This is a genomic window from Micromonospora sp. NPDC052213, assembly GCF_040679695.1.
Classification (GTDB): Bacteria; Actinomycetota; Actinomycetes; order Mycobacteriales; family Micromonosporaceae; genus Micromonospora.
This window is the reverse complement of sequence record NZ_JBFAVI010000048.1, coordinates 1-18272: the sequence shown is the minus strand read 5'-3', so window position 1 is coordinate 18272 and position 18272 is coordinate 1. Positions and strand designations below refer to the sequence as shown.

19 protein-coding genes are annotated in these 18272 nt (G+C 73.5%); 15 read left to right on the top strand and 4 right to left on the bottom strand.

The window, feature by feature from the left end:
• Positions 1-33 precede the first annotated feature (33 nt).
• From mfd to AB0L34_RS14825, 4 genes are all read left to right on the top strand, one after another.
• A complete protein-coding gene (gene mfd / locus AB0L34_RS14840; RefSeq protein WP_363705050.1) occupies positions 34-3708 on the top strand; it encodes a transcription-repair coupling factor in 3675 nt (1224 codons plus the stop codon).
• Positions 3709-3853: 145 nt separating this feature from the next.
• Positions 3854-4627, top strand: coding sequence for a hypothetical protein (locus AB0L34_RS14835; RefSeq protein ID WP_363705048.1), 774 nt, complete (start codon positions 3854-3856; stop codon positions 4625-4627).
• A 2-nt stretch (positions 4628-4629) separates the two neighbouring features.
• Complete coding sequence (locus tag AB0L34_RS14830; RefSeq protein ID WP_357458258.1) at positions 4630-5601, top strand: nucleoside triphosphate pyrophosphohydrolase; 972 nt, start codon at positions 4630-4632, stop codon at positions 5599-5601.
• A gap of 9 nt (positions 5602-5610) precedes the next feature.
• Positions 5611-7230, top strand: coding sequence for a DUF885 domain-containing protein (locus AB0L34_RS14825; protein ID WP_363705046.1), 1620 nt, complete (start codon positions 5611-5613; stop codon positions 7228-7230).
• Between the two features lie 23 nt (positions 7231-7253).
• Here AB0L34_RS14825 and nudC read toward each other — a convergent pair whose 3' ends face one another.
• On the bottom strand, positions 7254-8186 hold the full coding sequence (gene nudC / locus AB0L34_RS14820; protein WP_363705044.1) for an NAD(+) diphosphatase: 933 nt from the start codon (positions 8184-8186) through the stop codon (positions 7254-7256).
• Positions 8183-8875 carry a hypothetical protein gene (locus AB0L34_RS14815; protein WP_350703375.1) on the bottom strand — a complete coding sequence of 231 codons (693 nt, stop codon included), beginning with the start codon at positions 8873-8875 and terminating at the stop codon, positions 8183-8185. The genes nudC and AB0L34_RS14815 overlap by 4 nt, the downstream gene beginning before the upstream one ends.
• Positions 8876-9109: 234 nt before the next feature.
• On the opposite strand from AB0L34_RS14815, the gene eno reads away from it, so the two are divergent.
• The 7 genes from eno to AB0L34_RS14780 all read left to right on the top strand — a co-directional run bounded on the left by eno (position 9110) and on the right by AB0L34_RS14780 (position 14716).
• Positions 9110-10393 carry a phosphopyruvate hydratase gene (eno, locus tag AB0L34_RS14810; protein ID WP_350703373.1) on the top strand — a complete coding sequence of 428 codons (1284 nt, stop codon included), beginning with the start codon at positions 9110-9112 and terminating at the stop codon, positions 10391-10393.
• Positions 10394-10424: 31 nt separating this feature from the next.
• Entirely contained in the window at positions 10425-11066 is a 642-nt protein-coding gene (locus AB0L34_RS14805; protein ID WP_363705082.1) for a septum formation initiator family protein, read from the top strand.
• 34 nt (positions 11067-11100) lie between these two features.
• The gene (locus tag AB0L34_RS14800; protein WP_363705042.1) at positions 11101-11658 is read left to right on the top strand and encodes a DUF501 domain-containing protein; all 558 of its coding nucleotides are present in this window, start codon (positions 11101-11103) and stop codon (positions 11656-11658) included.
• Between the two features lie 2 nt (positions 11659-11660).
• On the top strand, positions 11661-12197 hold the full coding sequence (locus AB0L34_RS14795; RefSeq protein ID WP_363705081.1) for an amino-acid N-acetyltransferase: 537 nt from the start codon (positions 11661-11663) through the stop codon (positions 12195-12197).
• 84 nt (positions 12198-12281) lie between these two features.
• Entirely contained in the window at positions 12282-13226 is a 945-nt protein-coding gene (locus AB0L34_RS14790; protein WP_363705079.1) for a Ppx/GppA phosphatase family protein, read from the top strand.
• A gap of 157 nt (positions 13227-13383) precedes the next feature.
• Positions 13384-13920, top strand: coding sequence for a VOC family protein (locus tag AB0L34_RS14785; protein WP_363705040.1), 537 nt, complete (start codon positions 13384-13386; stop codon positions 13918-13920).
• Positions 13913-14716, top strand: coding sequence for a MerR family transcriptional regulator (locus AB0L34_RS14780; RefSeq protein WP_363705038.1), 804 nt, complete (start codon positions 13913-13915; stop codon positions 14714-14716). The genes AB0L34_RS14785 and AB0L34_RS14780 overlap by 8 nt, the downstream gene beginning before the upstream one ends.
• Positions 14717-14734: 18 nt before the next feature.
• Here the strand turns inward: AB0L34_RS14780 and AB0L34_RS14775 are convergent, their stop codons facing one another.
• Positions 14735-14932: a DUF397 domain-containing protein gene (locus tag AB0L34_RS14775; protein ID WP_350703357.1), complete on the bottom strand. Its 198-nt coding sequence runs from the start codon at positions 14930-14932 to the stop codon at positions 14735-14737.
• Positions 14923-15732 carry a helix-turn-helix transcriptional regulator gene (locus AB0L34_RS14770; protein ID WP_357458231.1) on the bottom strand — a complete coding sequence of 270 codons (810 nt, stop codon included), beginning with the start codon at positions 15730-15732 and terminating at the stop codon, positions 14923-14925. The genes AB0L34_RS14775 and AB0L34_RS14770 overlap by 10 nt, the downstream gene beginning before the upstream one ends.
• 152 nt (positions 15733-15884) lie before the next feature.
• On the opposite strand from AB0L34_RS14770, the gene AB0L34_RS14765 reads away from it, so the two are divergent.
• The 4 genes from AB0L34_RS14765 to AB0L34_RS14750 all read left to right on the top strand — a co-directional run bounded on the left by AB0L34_RS14765 (position 15885) and on the right by AB0L34_RS14750 (position 18196).
• Positions 15885-16184, top strand: a complete 300-nt coding sequence (locus tag AB0L34_RS14765) for a hypothetical protein (protein WP_363705036.1) — start codon at positions 15885-15887, stop codon at positions 16182-16184.
• Between the two features lie 58 nt (positions 16185-16242).
• On the top strand, positions 16243-16575 hold the full coding sequence (locus AB0L34_RS14760; RefSeq protein WP_350686966.1) for a PadR family transcriptional regulator: 333 nt from the start codon (positions 16243-16245) through the stop codon (positions 16573-16575).
• Complete coding sequence (locus AB0L34_RS14755; protein WP_363705034.1) at positions 16572-17597, top strand: hypothetical protein; 1026 nt, start codon at positions 16572-16574, stop codon at positions 17595-17597. Before AB0L34_RS14760 ends, AB0L34_RS14755 begins: the two co-directional genes overlap by 4 nt.
• Positions 17598-17716: 119 nt before the next feature.
• On the top strand, positions 17717-18196 hold the full coding sequence (locus AB0L34_RS14750; protein ID WP_363705032.1) for a hypothetical protein: 480 nt from the start codon (positions 17717-17719) through the stop codon (positions 18194-18196).
• The last annotated feature ends 76 nt before the right edge of the window (positions 18197-18272 follow it).

The window sequence follows — 18272 nt, the reverse complement described above, 5'->3', positions numbered from 1 at the left end:
GCCGAGCCGGCGATCCCATGGGAAGTGATTGACATGCTCACCGGTCTGTTCTCCGCCGCCCTGGCCGACCCCGGGCTGGCCCGGGCACGTGACCTGGCGCGCTCCGGTGCCGCGCAGGTCGACGGCCTCGACATCACCGCGCCGCCCGCGCTGCGCCCGTTCGCGGTCGCCGCGGTCGCGGCGGACCCGGTCGGCGACGGGGCCGGCGGCGGTGCCCGAGGCGACGGGGCGGGTGGCGGCGCCGGCCGCCCCGTGCTCGCCGTGACCGCGACCACGCGGGAGGCCGACGACCTGGCCTCGGCGTTGGGCGCCCTGCTCCCGCCCGATCAGGTGGCGGTCTTCCCGTCCTGGGAGACGCTGCCGCACGAGCGCCTGTCGCCCCGCTCCGACACGGTCGGCCGACGGCTGGCCGTGCTGCGCCGGCTCGCGCACCCGGGGTCGGCCGACGCGCACGGCCGCACCGGCCCGCTGCGGGTGGTCGTGGCACCCGTCCGATCGCTGCTCCAGCCGCAGCTCAAGGGGCTCGGCGACCTGGAACCCGTGCAGCTCGCCGCCGGCCAGGAGGCCGGCCTGGAGGAGGTCGCCCGCCGGCTGACCGACATGGCGTACGCGCGGGTCGACCTGGTCACCAAGCGGGGCGAGTTCGCCGTACGCGGTGGCATCCTCGACATCTTCCCGCCCACCGACGAGCACCCGTCCCGGGTCGAGTTCTGGGGCGACGAGGTGGAGGAGATCCGCACCTTCGCCGTCGCCGACCAGCGGACCATCGAGCAGGTGCCGCAGCTGTGGGCGCCGCCCTGCCGGGAGTTGCTGCTCACGCCGTCGGTGCGGAAGCGAGCCGCGGCGCTGGCCGAGGAGCACCCGGAGCTGGCCGAGATCCTCGACAAGCTGGCCGAGGGCATCCCCGTCGAGGGGATGGAGTCCCTCGCCCCGGCGCTGATCGGCGCCGACTCGATGGAGCTGCTGCTGGACTGCATGCCGGCCGGCACCCACGTGCTGCTGTGCGACCCGGAGCGGATCCGCACCCGGGCGCACGACCTGGTGCGTACCTCCGAGGAGTTCCTCCAGGCGAGCTGGGCGGCGGCCGCCGTCGGCGGGCAGGCCCCGGTCGACCTCGGCGCCGCCGCCTTCCGGACCCTGGCGGACGTCCGCGCCGCCGCCGCGCGGCTGCGCCGGCCCTGGTGGACGCTCTCGCCGTTCGGCCTGGCCGAGGCGGAGGGCGCCCCGGCGCGGGAGCCCTGGGAGGACGCGCCGGGCGAGGTGGACGTCACCCCCGACGACGCGATCGCGGTGACCCTGGCGGCGCAGCCGGCCCCGCTCTACCACGGCGAGACCGCCCGGGTCGTCGACGACCTGAAGCGCTGGGCCGGCGAGGGCTGGTCGATCGCGCTGGTCTTCGAGGGGCACGGCCCCGCCCAGCGGGCGGTCGAGGTGCTCCGCGACGCCGGCCTCGGCGCGCGGCTGACCGAGGAGATCCCGGCCGCCCCCGCCCCCGGCGAGCTGCTGGTCAGCTGCGGCAACCTGGCCAGCGGCTTCGTCGACGAGGCGTCCCGGTTCGTGCTGCTCACCGGCAACGACGTCACCGGCGGGCGGGGCACCTCCACGCGGGACATGCGCAGGATGCCGAGCCGGCGGCGCAACACCATCGACCCGCTGGAGCTGAAGGCCGGCGACCACGTCGTGCACGAGCAGCACGGCATCGGCCGCTACGTCGAGCTGGTGCAGCGCACCGTCAACGGCGCGTCCCGGGAATACCTGGTCATCGAGTACGCCCCGAGCAAGCGTGGCCAGCCCGGCGACCGGCTCTTCGTCCCCACCGACCAGCTCGACCAGCTCTCCCGCTACGTGGGCGGCGAGCAGCCCACCCTGCACAAGATGGGCGGCTCGGACTGGCAGAAGTCCAAGGCCCGGGCCCGCAAGGCGGTCAAGGAGATCGCCGCGCAGCTCATCCAGCTCTACGCCGCCCGCAAGGCGTCCAAGGGGCACAACTTCGGCCCCGACACGCCGTGGCAGCGGGAGCTGGAGGACGCCTTCCCGTGGCAGGAGACGCCGGACCAGCTCGCGGCGATCGAAGAGGTCAAGCGGGACATGGAGCAGACCGTCCCGATGGACCGGCTGATCTGCGGCGACGTCGGCTACGGCAAGACGGAGATCGCCGTCCGGGCGGCGTTCAAGGCGGTGCAGGACGGCAAGCAGGTGGCGGTGCTGGTGCCCACCACCCTGCTCGTGCAGCAGCACTACAACACCTTCGCCGAGCGGATGAGCCAGTTCCCGGTGACGATCAGGCAGCTCTCCCGCTTCCAGACGCCCAAGGAGGCCGAGCAGGCCCTGGCGATGGCCGCCGAGGGCACCGCCGACATCGTCATCGGCACCCACCGGCTGCTCCAGGCGGCCACCCGGTTCAAGTCGCTCGGCCTGGTCATCGTCGACGAGGAGCAGCGCTTCGGCGTCGAGCACAAGGAGCACCTGAAGACGATGCGTGCCTCGGTCGACGTGCTGAGCATGTCGGCCACCCCGATCCCGCGCACCCTGGAGATGGCGATCACCGGCATCCGGGAGATGTCCACCATCGCCACCCCGCCCGAGGAGCGGCACCCGGTGCTGACCTTCGTCGGGGCGTACGACGAGCGGCAGGTGGCCGCCTCCATCCACCGCGAGCTGCTCCGCGACGGGCAGGTCTTCTACCTGCACAACCGGGTCGAGTCGATCGAGAAGGCGGCCCGGAAGCTCCGCGAGCTGGTGCCCGAGGCCCGGGTGGCGGTGGCGCACGGCCAGATGGGCGAGGAGGCGCTCGAGAAGGTGATGGTCGGCTTCTGGGAGAAGGAGTTCGACGTCCTGGTCTGCACCACGATCGTGGAGTCCGGCATCGACATCCCGAACGCCAACACCCTGATCGTGGAGCGCGCCGACCTGCTCGGCCTGGCCCAGCTGCACCAGATCCGCGGCCGGGTCGGCCGGGGCCGGGAGCGGGCGTACGCGTACTTCCTCTACCCGCCGGAGAAGCCGCTGACCGAGCACGCCCACGAGCGGCTGGCCACCATCGCCCAGCACACCGAGCTGGGCGCCGGCATGTACGTGGCGATGAAGGACCTGGAGATCCGGGGCGCCGGCAACCTGCTCGGCGGCGAGCAGTCCGGGCACATCGAGGGCGTCGGCTTCGACCTGTACGTGCGGATGGTCGGCGAGGCGGTGCAGGCGTTCAAGGGGGAGCGCCCGGAGGAGGAGACCGAGGTCAAGGTCGATCTGCCGGTCGACGCGCACCTGCCGCACGACTACGTCGGCGTGGAGCGGCTGCGCCTGGAGATGTACCGCAAGCTCGCCGAGGCGCGCGACGAGGAGCGGCTGCGCGAGGTGGTCGCCGAGATGACCGACCGGTACGGCGAGCCGCCCGCCCCGGTGCAGAACCTGGTCGCGGTGGCGCGGTTCCGGCTGCTGGCCCGCCGCTACGGCCTCACCGACGTCTCCATGCAGGGCAAGCACATCCGGTTCGGCCCGCTGCCGCTGCCCGACTCGAAGCAGCTGCGGCTCAAGCGCTACCACCCGGACTCGGTCTACAAGTCGGCGCTCGACCAGGTCAGCGTGCCCCGGCCGAGCACCCGGCGGATCGGCGGCGAGCCGCTGCGCGACCAGGCCCTCCTGGAGTGGTGCGCCCAGCTCCTCTCGGACGTGCTGGGCGAGCCGGCGCTCGTGGCCACGCCGGCCGGCTGACCCGCTCGTCGATCACGATGTCGTCGCCCCGACACCGCTGACGTGGAGGGCGACAACATCGTGATTACGGACGGTGGTCCGGGTCGGGCCGTGAGCAGGGTGGGGGGCGTCACAGGCGCCGGTTCGGCATGAGAGAGTGGCGCACATGCGTGCTCGCCGTCTGATCGCCGCCGCCAGCGTCGCGGCCCTCGGTCTCGTCTCCCTCGCCGCCTGCGGTAGGTCCGCGCCGGACGCCGCCGCGTACGTCGGTGACACCACCTACTCGATGAGCCGGGTGGACGAGATCTACGACGACGCCCAGCGAATGTTCGGCGACGCGGTCCGCGCGGAGGCCAGCCGGGCCGGCGCCACCCCGTCGCCGGACCAGCTGCGTTCGCCGGTGACCCGGCAGGACGTCGTCAACCTGCTGGTCAGCATCGACCTGGGCAAGCGGGTCGTGGCCGCGAAGAACATCAGCGTGCGCGACCAGGTCAGCCCCGAGGATCTCCAGCAGCCGCTGCGGATGCCGGCCGGCGCCGAGTACGCGAAGCTGTGGGGCGAGTGGATCGACATCTCCCAGGCGCTCGGGGAGCAGCTCCCGCCGGGCGAGCTGAGCGACGACTCGGTGATGGCCGTCTACCGGGCCTTGGAGAAGACCGGCCAGATCGACTCCGGCCTGGGGGTCGCCCAGGTCCGGCAGCTCTTCGGTGACGGTGGTTTCGTCCGCAGCGGCGCCGCGGTCAGCGCTGCCCTGCAGGAGGAGGCCGAGCGCGCCGACCTCTCGGTCAACCCGCGGTTCCGGCCGCTGGGCGTGCCGTCGCTGGTCGGCAACGGCCAGGCCCTGATCGCCTACTCGCTCCCGTACATCGACGAGGACGGCCCGGTCACCGATGTCTCGACTCCGGGACCGGTCCCGTCGAGCGGCCCGGCCGTCAGCTGAGCATGCCGGCGCGGATCGTCCTGCTCGTCACCTCGCCCCGGCTGCCGGCCGGGCTGCTGACCGCCGCCGCCTGGGACGTCGTACGCCGGCATCCGGTGCTGGTGGGGGCGGAGAGCGAGCTGACCACGGCGGTCCGCGCGGCGGGCGCCGAGGTGACCGTCGTCGACGGTCCGGCGACGCAGGCGCTCCTGGACGCGGCGGCGGCGCACGGCACCGTGGTGTGGCTGGCCGGCCCGGCCGGCGACGAGTCGCTGGCCCGTGAGCTGGGCCTGCGGCTGGCCCGCGAGCCGGGGCTGGCCGAGCTGGAGCTGATGTACGGCTCGTGGGACCCGCCGGGTGCCCGGCTGCTCGACGCGGTGGCGGTGATGGACCGGCTGGCCTCGCCGGGCGGCGACCCGTGGAAGCGGGCGCAGACCCACCGCAGCCTCGCGGGCTTCCTGCTGGAGGAGTGCTACGAGGCGTACGACGCGATCAGCGCCGAGGACACCGACGCGCTGCGCGAGGAGCTGGGCGACGTGCTGCTCCAGGTGGTGCTGCACGCCCGGCTCGCCGAGGAGCTGCCCGAGGGGCGGCGGTGGACCGTCGACGACGTGGCCGGGGGCCTGGTCGACAAGATGGTCCGGCGCAACCCGCACGTCTTCGCGGAGGGCGAGGCGGGCACGCTGGAGGAGATCGAGGCGAACTGGGAGCGGATCAAGCGGGCCGAGAAGGCGCGTGACTCGGTGCTGGACGGCATCGCGCTGAGTCAGCCCGCGCTCGCCCTGGCCGCCAAGATCCTCGACCGCGCCGGCCGGGTCGGGCTCGCCGTGCCGCCCCCGCTGGCGGAGTCCCAGGTGGACCCGGAGGCGCGGCTCGGCGCGGGCCTGCTCGCCACGGTGGCAGCGGCCCGCGAGGCCGGCCTGGACGCGGAGGCGGCCCTGCGCCGGGCCGCCCTCGCCTACGCGGACGCGGTCAGGACGGCCGAACGCCGGTAGGGTCGGCGGGTGGAATCCTTTGTGCCGCTCGCCGAGCGGATCGTCGACGCGTTGCTGGAGAGCCGGCCGGGGCTCGCGACCTCCACCGGGGACCACCGGTACGACGACCGGCTGCCGGACCTGTCCGCGACCGCCGCCGCGGCCGACCAGGCGATGCTGAGGGAGGCCGCCGACGCGCTCTCCGAACTCGACCCGGACGCGCTGGGCGTCGAGGAGCGGGTCGAACACGCCCTGCTCACCTCGTTCGTGGACCAGGCGCTGTTCGAGTGGACCGAGATCCGCGCGCACGAGTGGGACCCGCTGGTCCACAATCCGGGGCCGCTGCTGCACGCGCTGGCCGCCCGCCCGTACGCCCCGGTCGAGGAGCGGCTGACCAGCCTGGCCGGCCGGCTCGCGGCGGTGCCGGACGCGCTGGCGACCGCCCGCGCCACGCTGCGCGACATGCCGCGCATCCACGCCGAGACGGCGGTCGGGCAGTTCACCGGCACGGCGGCGCTGATCCGCGACGAGGTGCCGGCCCTGCTCGCGCAGGCGCCCGCGCTGCACGACCGGGTCGAGCCGGCCGCCATCGCGGCGATCGCCGCGCTCGAGGAGTTCGTCGCGTGGCTGCGCGTGGGCCTGGCGGCCGACGCCGGCCCCGGGCGCGACCCGCGCCTGGGCCGCCGCCGCTGGGAGGCGCGGCTCTGGCACACCCTCGACACCGAGCTGGGCGCCGCCGAGATCCAGCGCCGGGCCTGGGCCAACCTGGACCGGGTCACCGAGGAGATCCGCGCGGCGGCCGTCGAGCTGGTCGGCGGCCCGGCCGACGACGAGACCGTGCGCCGCGCGCTGGACATGCTGGCCGCCGAGCACCCCGACGACCACACCATCGTGGCGCTCGCCTCGGTGACGCTGGACGAGGCGACCGACTTCGTCCGCGCCCACGACCTGGTCACCCTGGTCGACGACCCCTGCGTGATCCAGGAGATGCCCGAGTTCGCCCGGGGCGTCGCGGTCGCCTACTGCGACTCGCCGGGCCCGCTGGAGACGGCGGACGTGCCGACCTTCTACTGCATCGCGCCCACCCCGGCGGACTGGCCCGCGCACCGGGTCGAGTCGTTCTACCGGGAGTACAACGACCACATGATCCGCAACCTGACCGTGCACGAGGCGATGCCGGGGCACTTCCTCCAGCTCGCCCACGCCCGCCGGCACGTCGGGCCCACCCGGGTCCGGGCACTGACCGAGTCGGGGCCGTTCATCGAGGGCTGGGCGGTCTACACGGAGGAGCTGATGGCCGGCCTCGGCTTCGGCGGCCTGCCGGTGCGGTTGCAGCAGCTCAAGATGCAGCTTCGGATGACCATCAACGCGCTGCTGGACCAGCTCGTGCACTGCGAGGAGCTGCCGGAGGCGGAGGCGATGGCGCTGATGACGGGGCGGGGCTTCCAGGAGGAGGGTGAGGCGGCCGGCAAGTGGCGGCGCGCCCTGCTCACCTCGACGCAGCTCTCGACGTACTTCGTCGGCTACAGCGAGGTGGCCGAGATCGCCGCGGCCCGCCCGGCCGGCGTGTCGGTGCGCGACTGGCACGACGCGATGCTCGCCCACGACTGCCCGCCCCCGCGCCACCTGCGCACCCTGCTCGGCGTGTGAGTGCGGCCGGCCGCCGCGCGGGTTCAGCGCCGCGCGGCGGTCGCCGTCGCGTCGATCAGCCACCGCGAGATGGAGTACGCGGGCGGCAGCTCCGCCGGCAGCCGGTCGAGCGGGAACCAGCGCGCCTGGGTCAGCTCCCGCCCGTCCACCACCGGCTCGGCGGTGGGGTCGGCGGCGGTGGCGGTGAAGCCGGCGAGCAGCACGCTGGGGCCGGACAGCGCCCACGGCTGGCTGCCGAAGTAGGCCGGCTCGGCCAGCTCCAGCCCGACCTCCTCGCCGACCTCGCGATGAACGGCCGCCTCCAGCGTCTCGCCGGCCTCGACGAATCCGGCCACGAGCGCCCACAGCCCGGTCGGCCCGGACGAGTGCCGCACCAGGAGCAGTTCGTCGGGGCGATCCACCGGGCCGGGGCGGGTGACCGCCACCAGCACGGCGGCGGAGAACCGCATCGGCACGTACAGGTCGCAGTCGGGGCAGCGCCGGGCCGACTCCCGGGGCACGTCGGCCAGTTCGGCCCGGCAGGCCCCGCACCACCGGTGCGTACGCCGCCAGTCGACCACCGTCAGCGCCCGGCCGGCCAGCGTGGCGAGCGGCTCGGGCGCCTCGGCGGCGAGTGACGCCCAGCCGCGCCAGCGGCCGGGCAGTTCCTCCGGCCCGGCCGGCTCGGCCGCCCAGGCGGGGACGCCGTCCAGGGTGCCCAGCGGCACCCACGCGGTGCCGGCCGGCAGGTCGGCGACCCGCAGGACGGCGCCGTCGGCGCCGGTCAGCAGCTTGCGCCCGGCCACCGGCAGGGCCAGGTCGGTCGGCGCGGGCGCGACGGAGCGGTCGGCCCCGGGGACGAACCCGCCCGGTCGTCCGCGACCCGACGCCGCGTGCCCACCGGCCGCACCGGACGGGGTGGCGGCCGTGCCGGCCGGGTTCGGGGCGGCGGCGCCCGGGCCGGCCGGGCCGGTCACGAGGTGGTCGACCGGCGGTCCACCACGCCGGCGCCGGACGGCAGGGCGAACGCGGTGGCGTCGACCGTCTCGCGGTAGTGGTGCAGGGCCAGCTCGACCGGCTTGCCGTCGACCTGGCCGGTGAAGCTGCCCAGCGCCCCCTCGGTGGTCACGCAGGCGATGAAGTCGCCGCTCGACCGCTCCACGTCGACGCAGGTGGCGTGGCGACCGGCGAGGGTGGTGTCGCTCTGCGTGATCACCGCGTCCGGATCGAGCGCGGCGGCGGTCAGCAGTCCCACCACGATCGGCGGCGTGACCAGGCCCTGCTGCTTGGCCTCGGTGAACAGGGCCACCGAGGGCTTCGCGTTGGGCGCGGGCGGGGCCTCCAGGGTGCAGGTGGCCCGGCCGGCGGCGGTCTCGCAGCGGGCGGTCGCCTCCGGGGTGACGGTGAGCTTGCCGCCCGGCCAGGTGTAGGCGGAGCGGGCCGGCTCCTGGGCCTGGACGATGGTGGCGGTCTGCCCGCCGGGAAGCTGGTAGTCGGCCGAGTACGTCAGCTCCAGCGCCCCGTCCAGCCGGGCGGCCATGTCGTTGACCAGGTCGGCCCGCCCGATCGCCCGGCCGGCGTCGTCCAGGGTCTGACAGCCGGTCACCGTGAGCGACGCGATGACCGACACGGCGAGCATGCGGAGAGTGGTCGAGGCGGCGGGCATGGCGAACAGCGTGGCCGATCGGGTCAACCGCGCGCAAACCCGTTGCCGGTTGAGGACCGAGAATTCGGGAATGTCTGCGTAAAGCGCCGCCGGAAGGCAGGTTCCGGATCCGGTCCCCGTGCGCCCGGACCGCCCGCGTCCGACGGCCGCCCGATACGCTGCGTTCAACACCTGCCTCAGCCGCACCGTCGCGGCCCGAACCGGACCGGAACCACACAAACGAGGAGCGACTCAGTGGCAACCATCGAGGGAATCGTCGCGCGGGAGATTCTGGACTCGCGGGGCAACCCGACCGTCGAGGTCGAGGTCGGGCTCGACGACGGCACGATCGCCCGCGCGGCGGTGCCCTCCGGCGCCTCCACCGGCGCCTTCGAAGCGATCGAGCTGCGCGACGGTGACGCCGACCGCTACCAGGGCAAGGGTGTCGAGAAGGCGGTCTCGAACATCGAGGACAAGATCGTCGACGAGCTCATCGGCTACGAGGCCAGCGAGCAGCGGCTGATCGACCAGAAGATGCTCGACATCGACGGCACCGACAGCAAGTCCGAGCTGGGCGCGAACGCCATCCTCGGCGTCTCCCTGGCCGTGGCCAAGGCGGCGGCCGGCAGCGCGGAGCTGAGCCTCTTCCGCTACCTGGGCGGCCCGAACGCGCACCTGCTGCCGGTGCCGATGATGAACATCCTCAACGGCGGCGCGCACGCGGACTCCAACGTCGACATCCAGGAGTTCATGATCGCGCCGATCGGCGCGCCCAGCTTCCGCGAGGCGCTGCGCTCCGGCGCGGAGGTCTACCACGCGCTGAAGTCGGTGCTGAAGAAGAAGGACCTGTCCACCGGCCTCGGCGACGAGGGCGGCTTCGCGCCGAACCTGCCCACCAACTCCGCCGCGCTGGACCTGATCGCCGAGGCGGTCGAGAAGGCCGGCTACCGGCTCGGCACCGACATCGTCTTCGCGCTCGACGTGGCCGCCACCGAGTTCTTCGACAACGGCACCTACACCTTCGAGGGCGCCGCGAAGACCGCCGAGGAGATGAGCAACTACTACACCAAGCTCATCGGCGACTACCCGATCGTGTCGATCGAGGACCCGCTGTCCGAGGACGACTGGACCGGCTGGCAGACCCTCACCGCCTCCGTCGGCGACCGCATCCAGATCGTGGGCGACGACCTGTTCGTCACCAACCCGCAGCGGATCGCCCGCGGCATCGCCGAGAACGCCGCCAACGCGGTCCTGGTCAAGGTCAACCAGATCGGTTCGCTGACCGAGACCCTGGACGCGGTGGACCTCGCCCACCGGGCCGGCTTCAAGTGCATGATGAGCCACCGCTCCGGCGAGACCGAGGACACCACCATCGCCGACCTGGCGGTGGCCACCGGCTGCGGCCAGATCAAGACCGGTGCCCCGGCCCGCTCGGACCGGGTCGCGAAGTACAACCAGCTCCTGCGGATCGAGGAGGAGCTGGCCGACGCGGCGCGGTACGCCGGGGCGGGCGCGTTCCCGCGCTACCGTTCGGCCTGAGACCGCGAAGCCTCGGGGGAGGGGTGTGACGATGCAGCAGCGCCGCACACCGGGTGGTCAGCGTCCCGCCCGTCGGCCGGGTCACTCCGGCCGGCCGGGCGGGGCCCGGGGCGCCCGGGCCTCGGTCCGCGACGGCGGCGTCCGCGCCGAGCCGCGTGCCACCGCCGGTCGCGCACCGGGGACGGCCCGGGGCGCCGAGGGCGTACGCTCCGCGAACCGGCCCGCCGGGGCCCGTCGTACGGCGGCCGGCGGCACGGTCAAGCGGCTCACCGCACCCCACTCCCGGGGTTTCACCGGGCGGGCCACCGTGCTGTTCGCGGTGCTGATCGCGCTCGCCCTGGCCTACACCTACCCGGTGCGGGTCTACCTCGACCAGCAGGCCGACATCGAGCGGATGGAGGCCGCCCAGGCGGCCCAGCGGAAGACGATCGAGGAACTGTCCGAGAAGGCGGCCAAGTGGCAGGACCGGGCGTACATCGAGACGAAGGCCCGGGAGCGGTTCTTCATGGTCCGCCCCGACGAGACGCTGCTGGTCGTGCTCTCCGACCCCGAGGGCGCCGCGCGGGACGCCGGCGGGCCCGCCCAGCCGGCGAAGCCCGCCACGCCCGACCCCTGGTATGACACCCTCTGGTCCAGTGTGCGGGCCGCCAACGGCGAACAGCCCGACAAGTGAGCAGCACCCGAGCACCGAACGAGAGATGGGCACCGTGACTGTCGTACCACCGCAGGAGCCGGCGGCGGACTCCGTACCCCCGCCGAAGCGCGAGCCGGCCACGGAGGCCGACCTGGCCGCGGTGGCCGCGCAGCTCGGCCGCCCGCCCCGGGGCACCCGGGCGGTCGCCCACCGCTGCCCCTGCGGCCTGCCCGACGTGGTGGAGACGACGCCGCGCCTGGCCGACGGCACGCCCTTCCCGACGCTGTTCTACCTGACCTGCCCCCGCGCCACGGCGGCGTGCAGCCGGCTGGAGTCGGCCGGGCTGATGAAGGAGATGGCCGACCGGCTGGCCACCGACCCGGAGCTGGCCGCGCGCTACCGCGCCGCGCACGAGGACTACCTGGCCCGCCGGGAGGCGATCGGCGAGGTCCCGGAGATCGCCGGCATCTCCGCCGGCGGCATGCCCGGCCGGGTGAAGTGCCTGCACGTGCACCTCGGGCACGCGCTGGGGGCCGGGCCGGGGGTCAACCCGTTCGGCGACGAGACGCTGGAGCTGGTGGAGAAGTGGTGGGCGGCCGGCCCCTGCGTGGACGTGCCGGCGGCCGACTGACCATGGCGGGCACGGGCGGGGGCGTGGCGGGGGCCGACGAGATCGTGGTGCGGCGGGCCCGCACCGCCGACGTGCGCGGCATCCGGCGGCTGGTCGACACCTACACCGACGACCGGCGGCTGCTCAGCAAGGCCACCGTGACCCTCTACGAGGACGTGCAGGAGTTCCGGGTCGCGGTCCGGGCGGACGACGGCGCGGTGGTCGGCTGCGGCGCGCTGCACGTGATGTGGGAGGACCTGGCCGAGATCCGGACGGTGGCGGTCGACCCGTCCTGCCGGGGCCGGAAACTCGGCCACCGGATCGTCGCGGAGCTGATCGACTCCGCCCGCGAGCTGGGCGTGGCCCGGATCTTCGTGCTCACCTTCGAGACCCGGTTCTTCGGCTCGTTCGGGTTCACCGAGATCGACGGCGCGCCGGTGCCGCAGCCCGTCTACGAGCAGTTGCTGCGCTCCTACGACGAGGGCGTCGCCGAGTTCCTGGACCTGGAACGGGTCAAGCCGAACACCCTCGGCAACACCCGGATGCTGCTGCGCCTCTGACCGCCCCTTGGCCCCGGCCCCGGTGCGGGTGGGCGGCGAACAAGCCCCGGATCCTGCCGTAGGGTTGCTGCCGTGACGACGCGCGTGGCCGCCATCGACTGCGGGACCAACTCGATCCGACTGCTGGTCGCCGACCTGCCCGATCCCTCGGCGGGCCCGGACGCGCCGCTGGCCGACCTGAGCCGGCGGATGGAGATCGTCCGCCTCGGCCAGGGCGTCGACAAGACGGGCCGGCTGGCCCCGGAGGCCATCGAGCGCACCCGCGTCGCGCTGGCCTCCTACGCGGCCGAGATCGAGAAGCTCGGCGCGGAGCGGGTCCGGATGTGCGCCACGTCGGCGTCCCGGGACGCCTCCAACGCCGCCGACTTCCGCGAGATGGTCGAGCGGACCCTCGGGGTCGCGCCCGAGGTGGTGACGGGCGACGAGGAGGCGCGGCTCTCCTTCACCGGTGCGGTGCGCGGGCTGCCCGCCGGCACCGAGGAACCGTTCCTGGTCATCGACATCGGCGGCGGCTCGACCGAGTTCGTCGTGGGCACCCGCGCCGGCGGCGTCGAGGCGGCCATCTCGATGGACATCGGCTGCGTGCGGATGACCGAGCGGCACCTGCACGGCGACCCGCCGGGCATGGCCGAGGTCGCCGCCGCGCAGGCCGACATCGCCGTCGCGGTCGACCGGGCGCTGGCGGCCGTGCCGGGCCGGCAGGCCGCCACCCTGGTCGGGCTCGCCGGGTCGGTCACCACCGTGGTCGCCATCGCCCAGGGCCTCCAGGAGTACGACCCGGGCCGCATCCACCACGCCCGGGTGTCGTACGAGGCGGTGGCCGACGTGACGGCCGACCTGCTCGGCAAGACCCGGGAGCAGCGGCTCGCGATCCCGGTGATGCACCCGGGCCGGGCGGACGTGATCGGCGCCGGCGCCCTGGTGCTCCGGGTGATCATGGAGCGGGCCGGGATGGCCTCGGTGGTCGCCTCCGAGCACGACATCCTCGACGGCATCGCCTGGAGCCTCGCGCAACCCGCCGGGCAGTGACGTCCGTGGGCCGCCCATGACCCACGGCGGCCCGCGTCAGCCGTGTGGTGGGTGGTGCCGGACGGTCAGAGGGGCGCCGACGCGAAGTGGGCGAGGGCGGACCGGTTCACAAATCCGGCTTGACCCTCACGCCGCGTAAGGCCGCAGGGTGGGGTGCATGAGTGATCACTACGACGCTTTTGAAATCAGTCCCGTGCCCGATCCCGGCCCGGATGCGGTTGCGCCGGAGCTGTTCCGGGGCATCTACGGAATGCCCGCGTTCGCGTCGATCCCCACGAGCGATTTGGCGGCGTCGGTGGATTTCTGGACTCGTGGGCTCGGGTTCTTCGAGCTGTTCAGCATCCCCGGCACGCTTGTGCACCTGCGCCGGTGGGCCTTCCAGGACGTGCTCCTCGTCTCGGCGGCGAGCGTTCCGGCGGAGGCGCCAGCGATGAGCGTCAGTTTCGCGTGCGTGCTCAACCAGATCGATTCCCTTGTCGAGGCATGTCGTGCGTTGAGCCCGGACTCGGTCGATGGCCCACGGGACACCCCATGGAACACCCGCGATGTGGAAGTGGTCACCCCCGAGAACGCGCGGATCGTTTTCACTGCGGCGAAGCCCTTTGATCCGGCCAGTCAGGAGGCGCGGAACCTTGAAGCCATGGGGATCACCCCACCGGGCGGCGGTCGCGGCGACAATGAGGAGCGTGCCTGATGCCACTGACGTCGATGGGCTGACCGTCGGTCAGGTCGCGACGCGTCTGGGCGTGACAGTCCGCGCGCTGCACCACTGGGATGACATCGGTCTGGCGCGACCGTCGCTGCGCACGACTGCCGGATACCGGCTCTACACCGCTGGTGATCTGCAACGCCTGTACCGCATCGTCGTCTACCGGGAGATCGGCCTCGATCTGGACGGGATTCGGGCCATCCTGGACGACGCGACCGTGGACGTGCCCGGCGCACTGCGCGCGCAGCGCACCCAGGTTGCCCAGCGGATCGACCGCCTCCAGCAGCTCAGCGCCGGCCTGGATCGGATGATCGACGCCCACGAGCGCGGCCTGCTGCTGACCGTCGAGCAGCAGGCCGCGATCTTCGGCCCCAAGTGGAACACGGACTGGCCCGCCCAAGCCCGTCAGCGCTACGGAGACACGACGCAATGGCAGCAGTACGCCGAACGCTCAGCCTCTCGCGGCCCGGAGGAATGGCAGGCCATCGCCGACGTCGTCGCTGACCTCGACCGTGCCCTCGGGGACGCGGTGGACGCCGGTGTCGCCCCTGGCAGCCCCGAAGCGAATCAACTCGTCGAGCGGCACCGTGAGGTTTTCACGTCGTACTTTCCTCTCACCAGGCAGATGCAGGTCTGTCTCGGCCGCATGTTCGAGGCCGATCCGGCATTTGCTGCCCACTACGACGGCATCCGCGCCGGCCTTGCCACGTGGTTCCGGCAGAGCGTCGACGCCAGTGCACGGGCCCACGGCATCGACCCCGACACCGCCACCTGGCAGTAGAGCGCGGATCCGGTACGACTAGCGCGGGTGACGCCCTGCGACGCCGGCGACGAAGTGGGACCAGGCGGTCGGGCCGAAGGTGAGCACGGGGCCCGAACGGTCCTTGCTGTCGCGGACCAGCACCACGCCGGGCAGGTTGTCGGCGACCTCCACGCACGAGGCGCCGCCGTTTCCGCTGCGGGTGGACTTGCGCCACCGGGCGCCGGTCAGCTCCATGTCTTCGCCACTTCCTGCATCAGGGTCAGCGACTGCCGCCGGGACAGCGCCTCTGAGCGGACACTTTCCCACCTGCGGTGCAGGCTGGCAATCTCCTCGGCGCGGTCCAGCACCTGGGCGCGCAGCGGGCTGTCGAGATGCGCCACCCAACCTCCGTCGGCGTACCCCGCCAGGATGAACGGCCCGGCCACACCAGCGTGCACGCCTACCTCGGCCGGGATCACGTGCAGGTGGATGTGCGGGTGGGCACCCAGCTCGATCAGGTGGTCGAGTTGCTCGCGCATCACCCCGAACCGGTCCGCCACCGGGCGACGAAGAATCGTCTCGTCGAGCACGGCCACCAGTTGCGGTGGCTGGGCGCGGTGCAGGATCTGCTGTCGCTGAAGCCGTGCCGTCACCCGCTCTTCGACCTCGGAGTCGGGCACAAGGCCGCCGTCGGAAAGGACCGCGCGGGCGTAGCCCTCGGTCTGGAGGAGGCCGGGCAGGACGGAGATCTCGAACCACCACAGCGTGGCCGCCTCCTGCTCGACGGCCACCCAGGGCCGGAACCAGGCCGGCGCGGTTTCCACGCTGACCAGCGGCAGGATCCGTCCGAGCAGGCCGCCGCTGTCCAGCGCCTCGTCCGCGCGCCGGACGAAGTCGAGCGAGGGCGTACGCCGGCCGATCTCCACCATCCCGACGAGCGAGCCGGAGTAGTTGATCCGCCGGGCCAGTTCCTCCTGGCTCAGCCCGCGCTCGGTGCGCAGCCGCCGCAGTTCGCCGGCCAGGAGATCCAGCGTCGACAGTTGGGGTCTGGTCATCACACCTCGCTCACCGGGCTTCACATGTCGGGCCGGGCGGGCCACCGCCGGCCGGTGCCCGCCGCGTGACTTCCGAACGTAGTCGGGTGGTCACGATGATGGGGGCGACCCGGGGCCCACAGTGCCCTCACAACCCGACGAGGGGCGATGACGTGACGATCCGACGCCTCCACCCGACGTGGTGCGTGCCCGAGAGCGGCTGCGGGACCAGCGCGCTGCACCTGTCCCGCCTGCGGCCGGTCGCGCCGCGCGGCGACGAGGTGATCCAGGTGCGTGCCGCGCTCTGGCAGATGGACGTCGGGCGGCTGTCTCCGGCCGGCGTCCTGCTGGAGTTGTCGGCCGGCGACGATCCGGAGCGCTGGCCGATCGACCTGGCGCAGGCTCGCGCGCTGGTGCACGTACTCCGGGATCTGCTGCGGATCGCGGACGAGGCGGCGCGCCGCGCGGCCTGACCCGCCGCGCGGCGCGTTCCTTTGACACTACTTCGCAATGCGCAGTAGTGTGCGAAGCGTGGATACCACACAGCTCCTGAAGGGCGTGCTGGACCTCGCGGTTCTCGCCGTCCTGCGCGAGGAGGACGGCTACGGTTACGACATCCTGCGCCGGCTCCGCGAGGCCGGGCTGGAGGAGGTCGGCGACGCCTCGGTCTACGGCACGCTGCGCCGGCTCTACGCCGCCGGCCTGCTGACCACCTACGTCGTGCCGAGCGAGTCCGGCCCGCACCGCAAGTACTACTCCCTCAACGCCGCCGGCCGGGACCAGCTCACCCGCTACGGCAAGCTCTGGCGCTCGTTCGCCACCACCATGGACGCACTGCTCGACGATCGGGGGATGGCGGCATGACCGTCACGGAGCAGGAGATCGCGGACTACGTCGCACGGGTGCGGGCCGCACTGGCCGACCTGCCGCCGGCGCACCGTGACGAGTTGACCGAGGACCTGCCGGAACACCTCGCCGAGGTCGCCGTCGAGGCCGGCGGCAGCCTGGTCGAGCGGCTCGGCGCGCCCGAGGCGTACGCGGCCGAGCTGCGCGCCGCCGCCGGGGTCGGCGCCGTCGCCGGTGGCCGCCGCCGCGACCGCCGCCTGGCCGCCGCCGTGGAGCGGCTCCGCGCGCGGGCGCAACGCTGGGACGTCCAACTCGGGCCACCCCTGGGGTACGCCTCGGCGAGCGAGTTCCTCCGGCTGCTCCGGCCGGCCTGGTGGGTGCTGCGCGGCTACCTGGCCGCCATGCTCGTCACGGTGGCCACCACCGGTGACTCGTTCGGCGTGCTGCCCGAGCTGAACGGCAGCGTGCTGGCCGGCCTGGTGCTGCTCGCCGGCAGCGTGCTCGCCTCGATCTGGCTCGGCCACCACACGCCGAGCCTGACCCGGCCCAAGCGGCGGCTGCTGCACGCCGGCACGGCGGTGCTGGTGGTCTTCGGGCTGATCGGCCTGACCGACGTGAACGGCCGCGTCGGCTCGGGGGACCTCGGCTACGAGCACATCTCGGTCGACGACCGGTACTCCCACGTCCGGGACGTCTACGTCTACGACAGCGAGGGCCGGCTGGTGGAGAACGCCCGGCTCTTCGACCAGAACGGCGACCCGATCCGCCTCGGTTACCCGGACTGCCCGGACGGGTGGGACCCGAGAGGGGTCGGCAACCCGCTGCTGCGCCCGTACCCGTACTGCCCCGAGCGGGCGCCGTTCGCGCCGCGCCCGCCGGCGGCCACCGCGCCCGCGCCCGGCCTGCCCCCGTTGGCGCCCACCGCGTCGGCCGACCCGTCCGGCCCGGTCCCGACGGGCAGCCCGACGGCCGGCGCGACCACGGAGGCCCCGACCGCGACGGAGGCCCCGGCCGCCACCCCGGCGCCGAGCCGGACGTGAGCCGGATCGCGTCCGGGAAAGCTGGGAAATAGCTGAACGGATGAGGTCGACGGGGCGGCGACCGTCGTACCTGATCGCTACGGTGTCGTCTGCTCATCCACCCCTCGGAAGGACAACCCGTGTCAGAGCAGGTCGCACCGCCCCCCGCGCCGGACGCCGCGCAGCCCCCGTCGGCCTTCCAGGCGCCCCCGGCGGAGCCGGAGACGAAGAAGTCCGGCTCCAAGAAGGTGCTCGGCATCGTCGGCGCGATCGTCGCGTTCCTGGTCATCGCGGGGCTCAAGTTCGGCGTCGGCTCGGCCATCGGCAACTTCCTCAACAAGGACGAGACCGCCGACGCCAAGGTCGGCGACTGCATCGCCGAGCTGCCCGAGGTGACCGGCACCAAGGAGGAGAAGGTCGACGGCGCGAAGGTCGTCGAGTGCACCTCCACCGACGCCGTGTACAACGTGGTCGGCCGGGTCGACGGGCAGACCGAGACGCAGGCCCGCTCCGGCGAGGCGTGCGAGCAGTACATCAAGGAAGACCAGGACGGTTACGTCTACTACAGCATCGAGCCGGGCAAGAAGGGCTACCTGCTCTGCCTGACCAAGAAGGCCTGACCGGCCCCACGGCAGCACGGCACCGCCGACCGCGGGCCCGGCCAAGGTCCGCCCCCCCGGCGGCGTCACCCCGTAC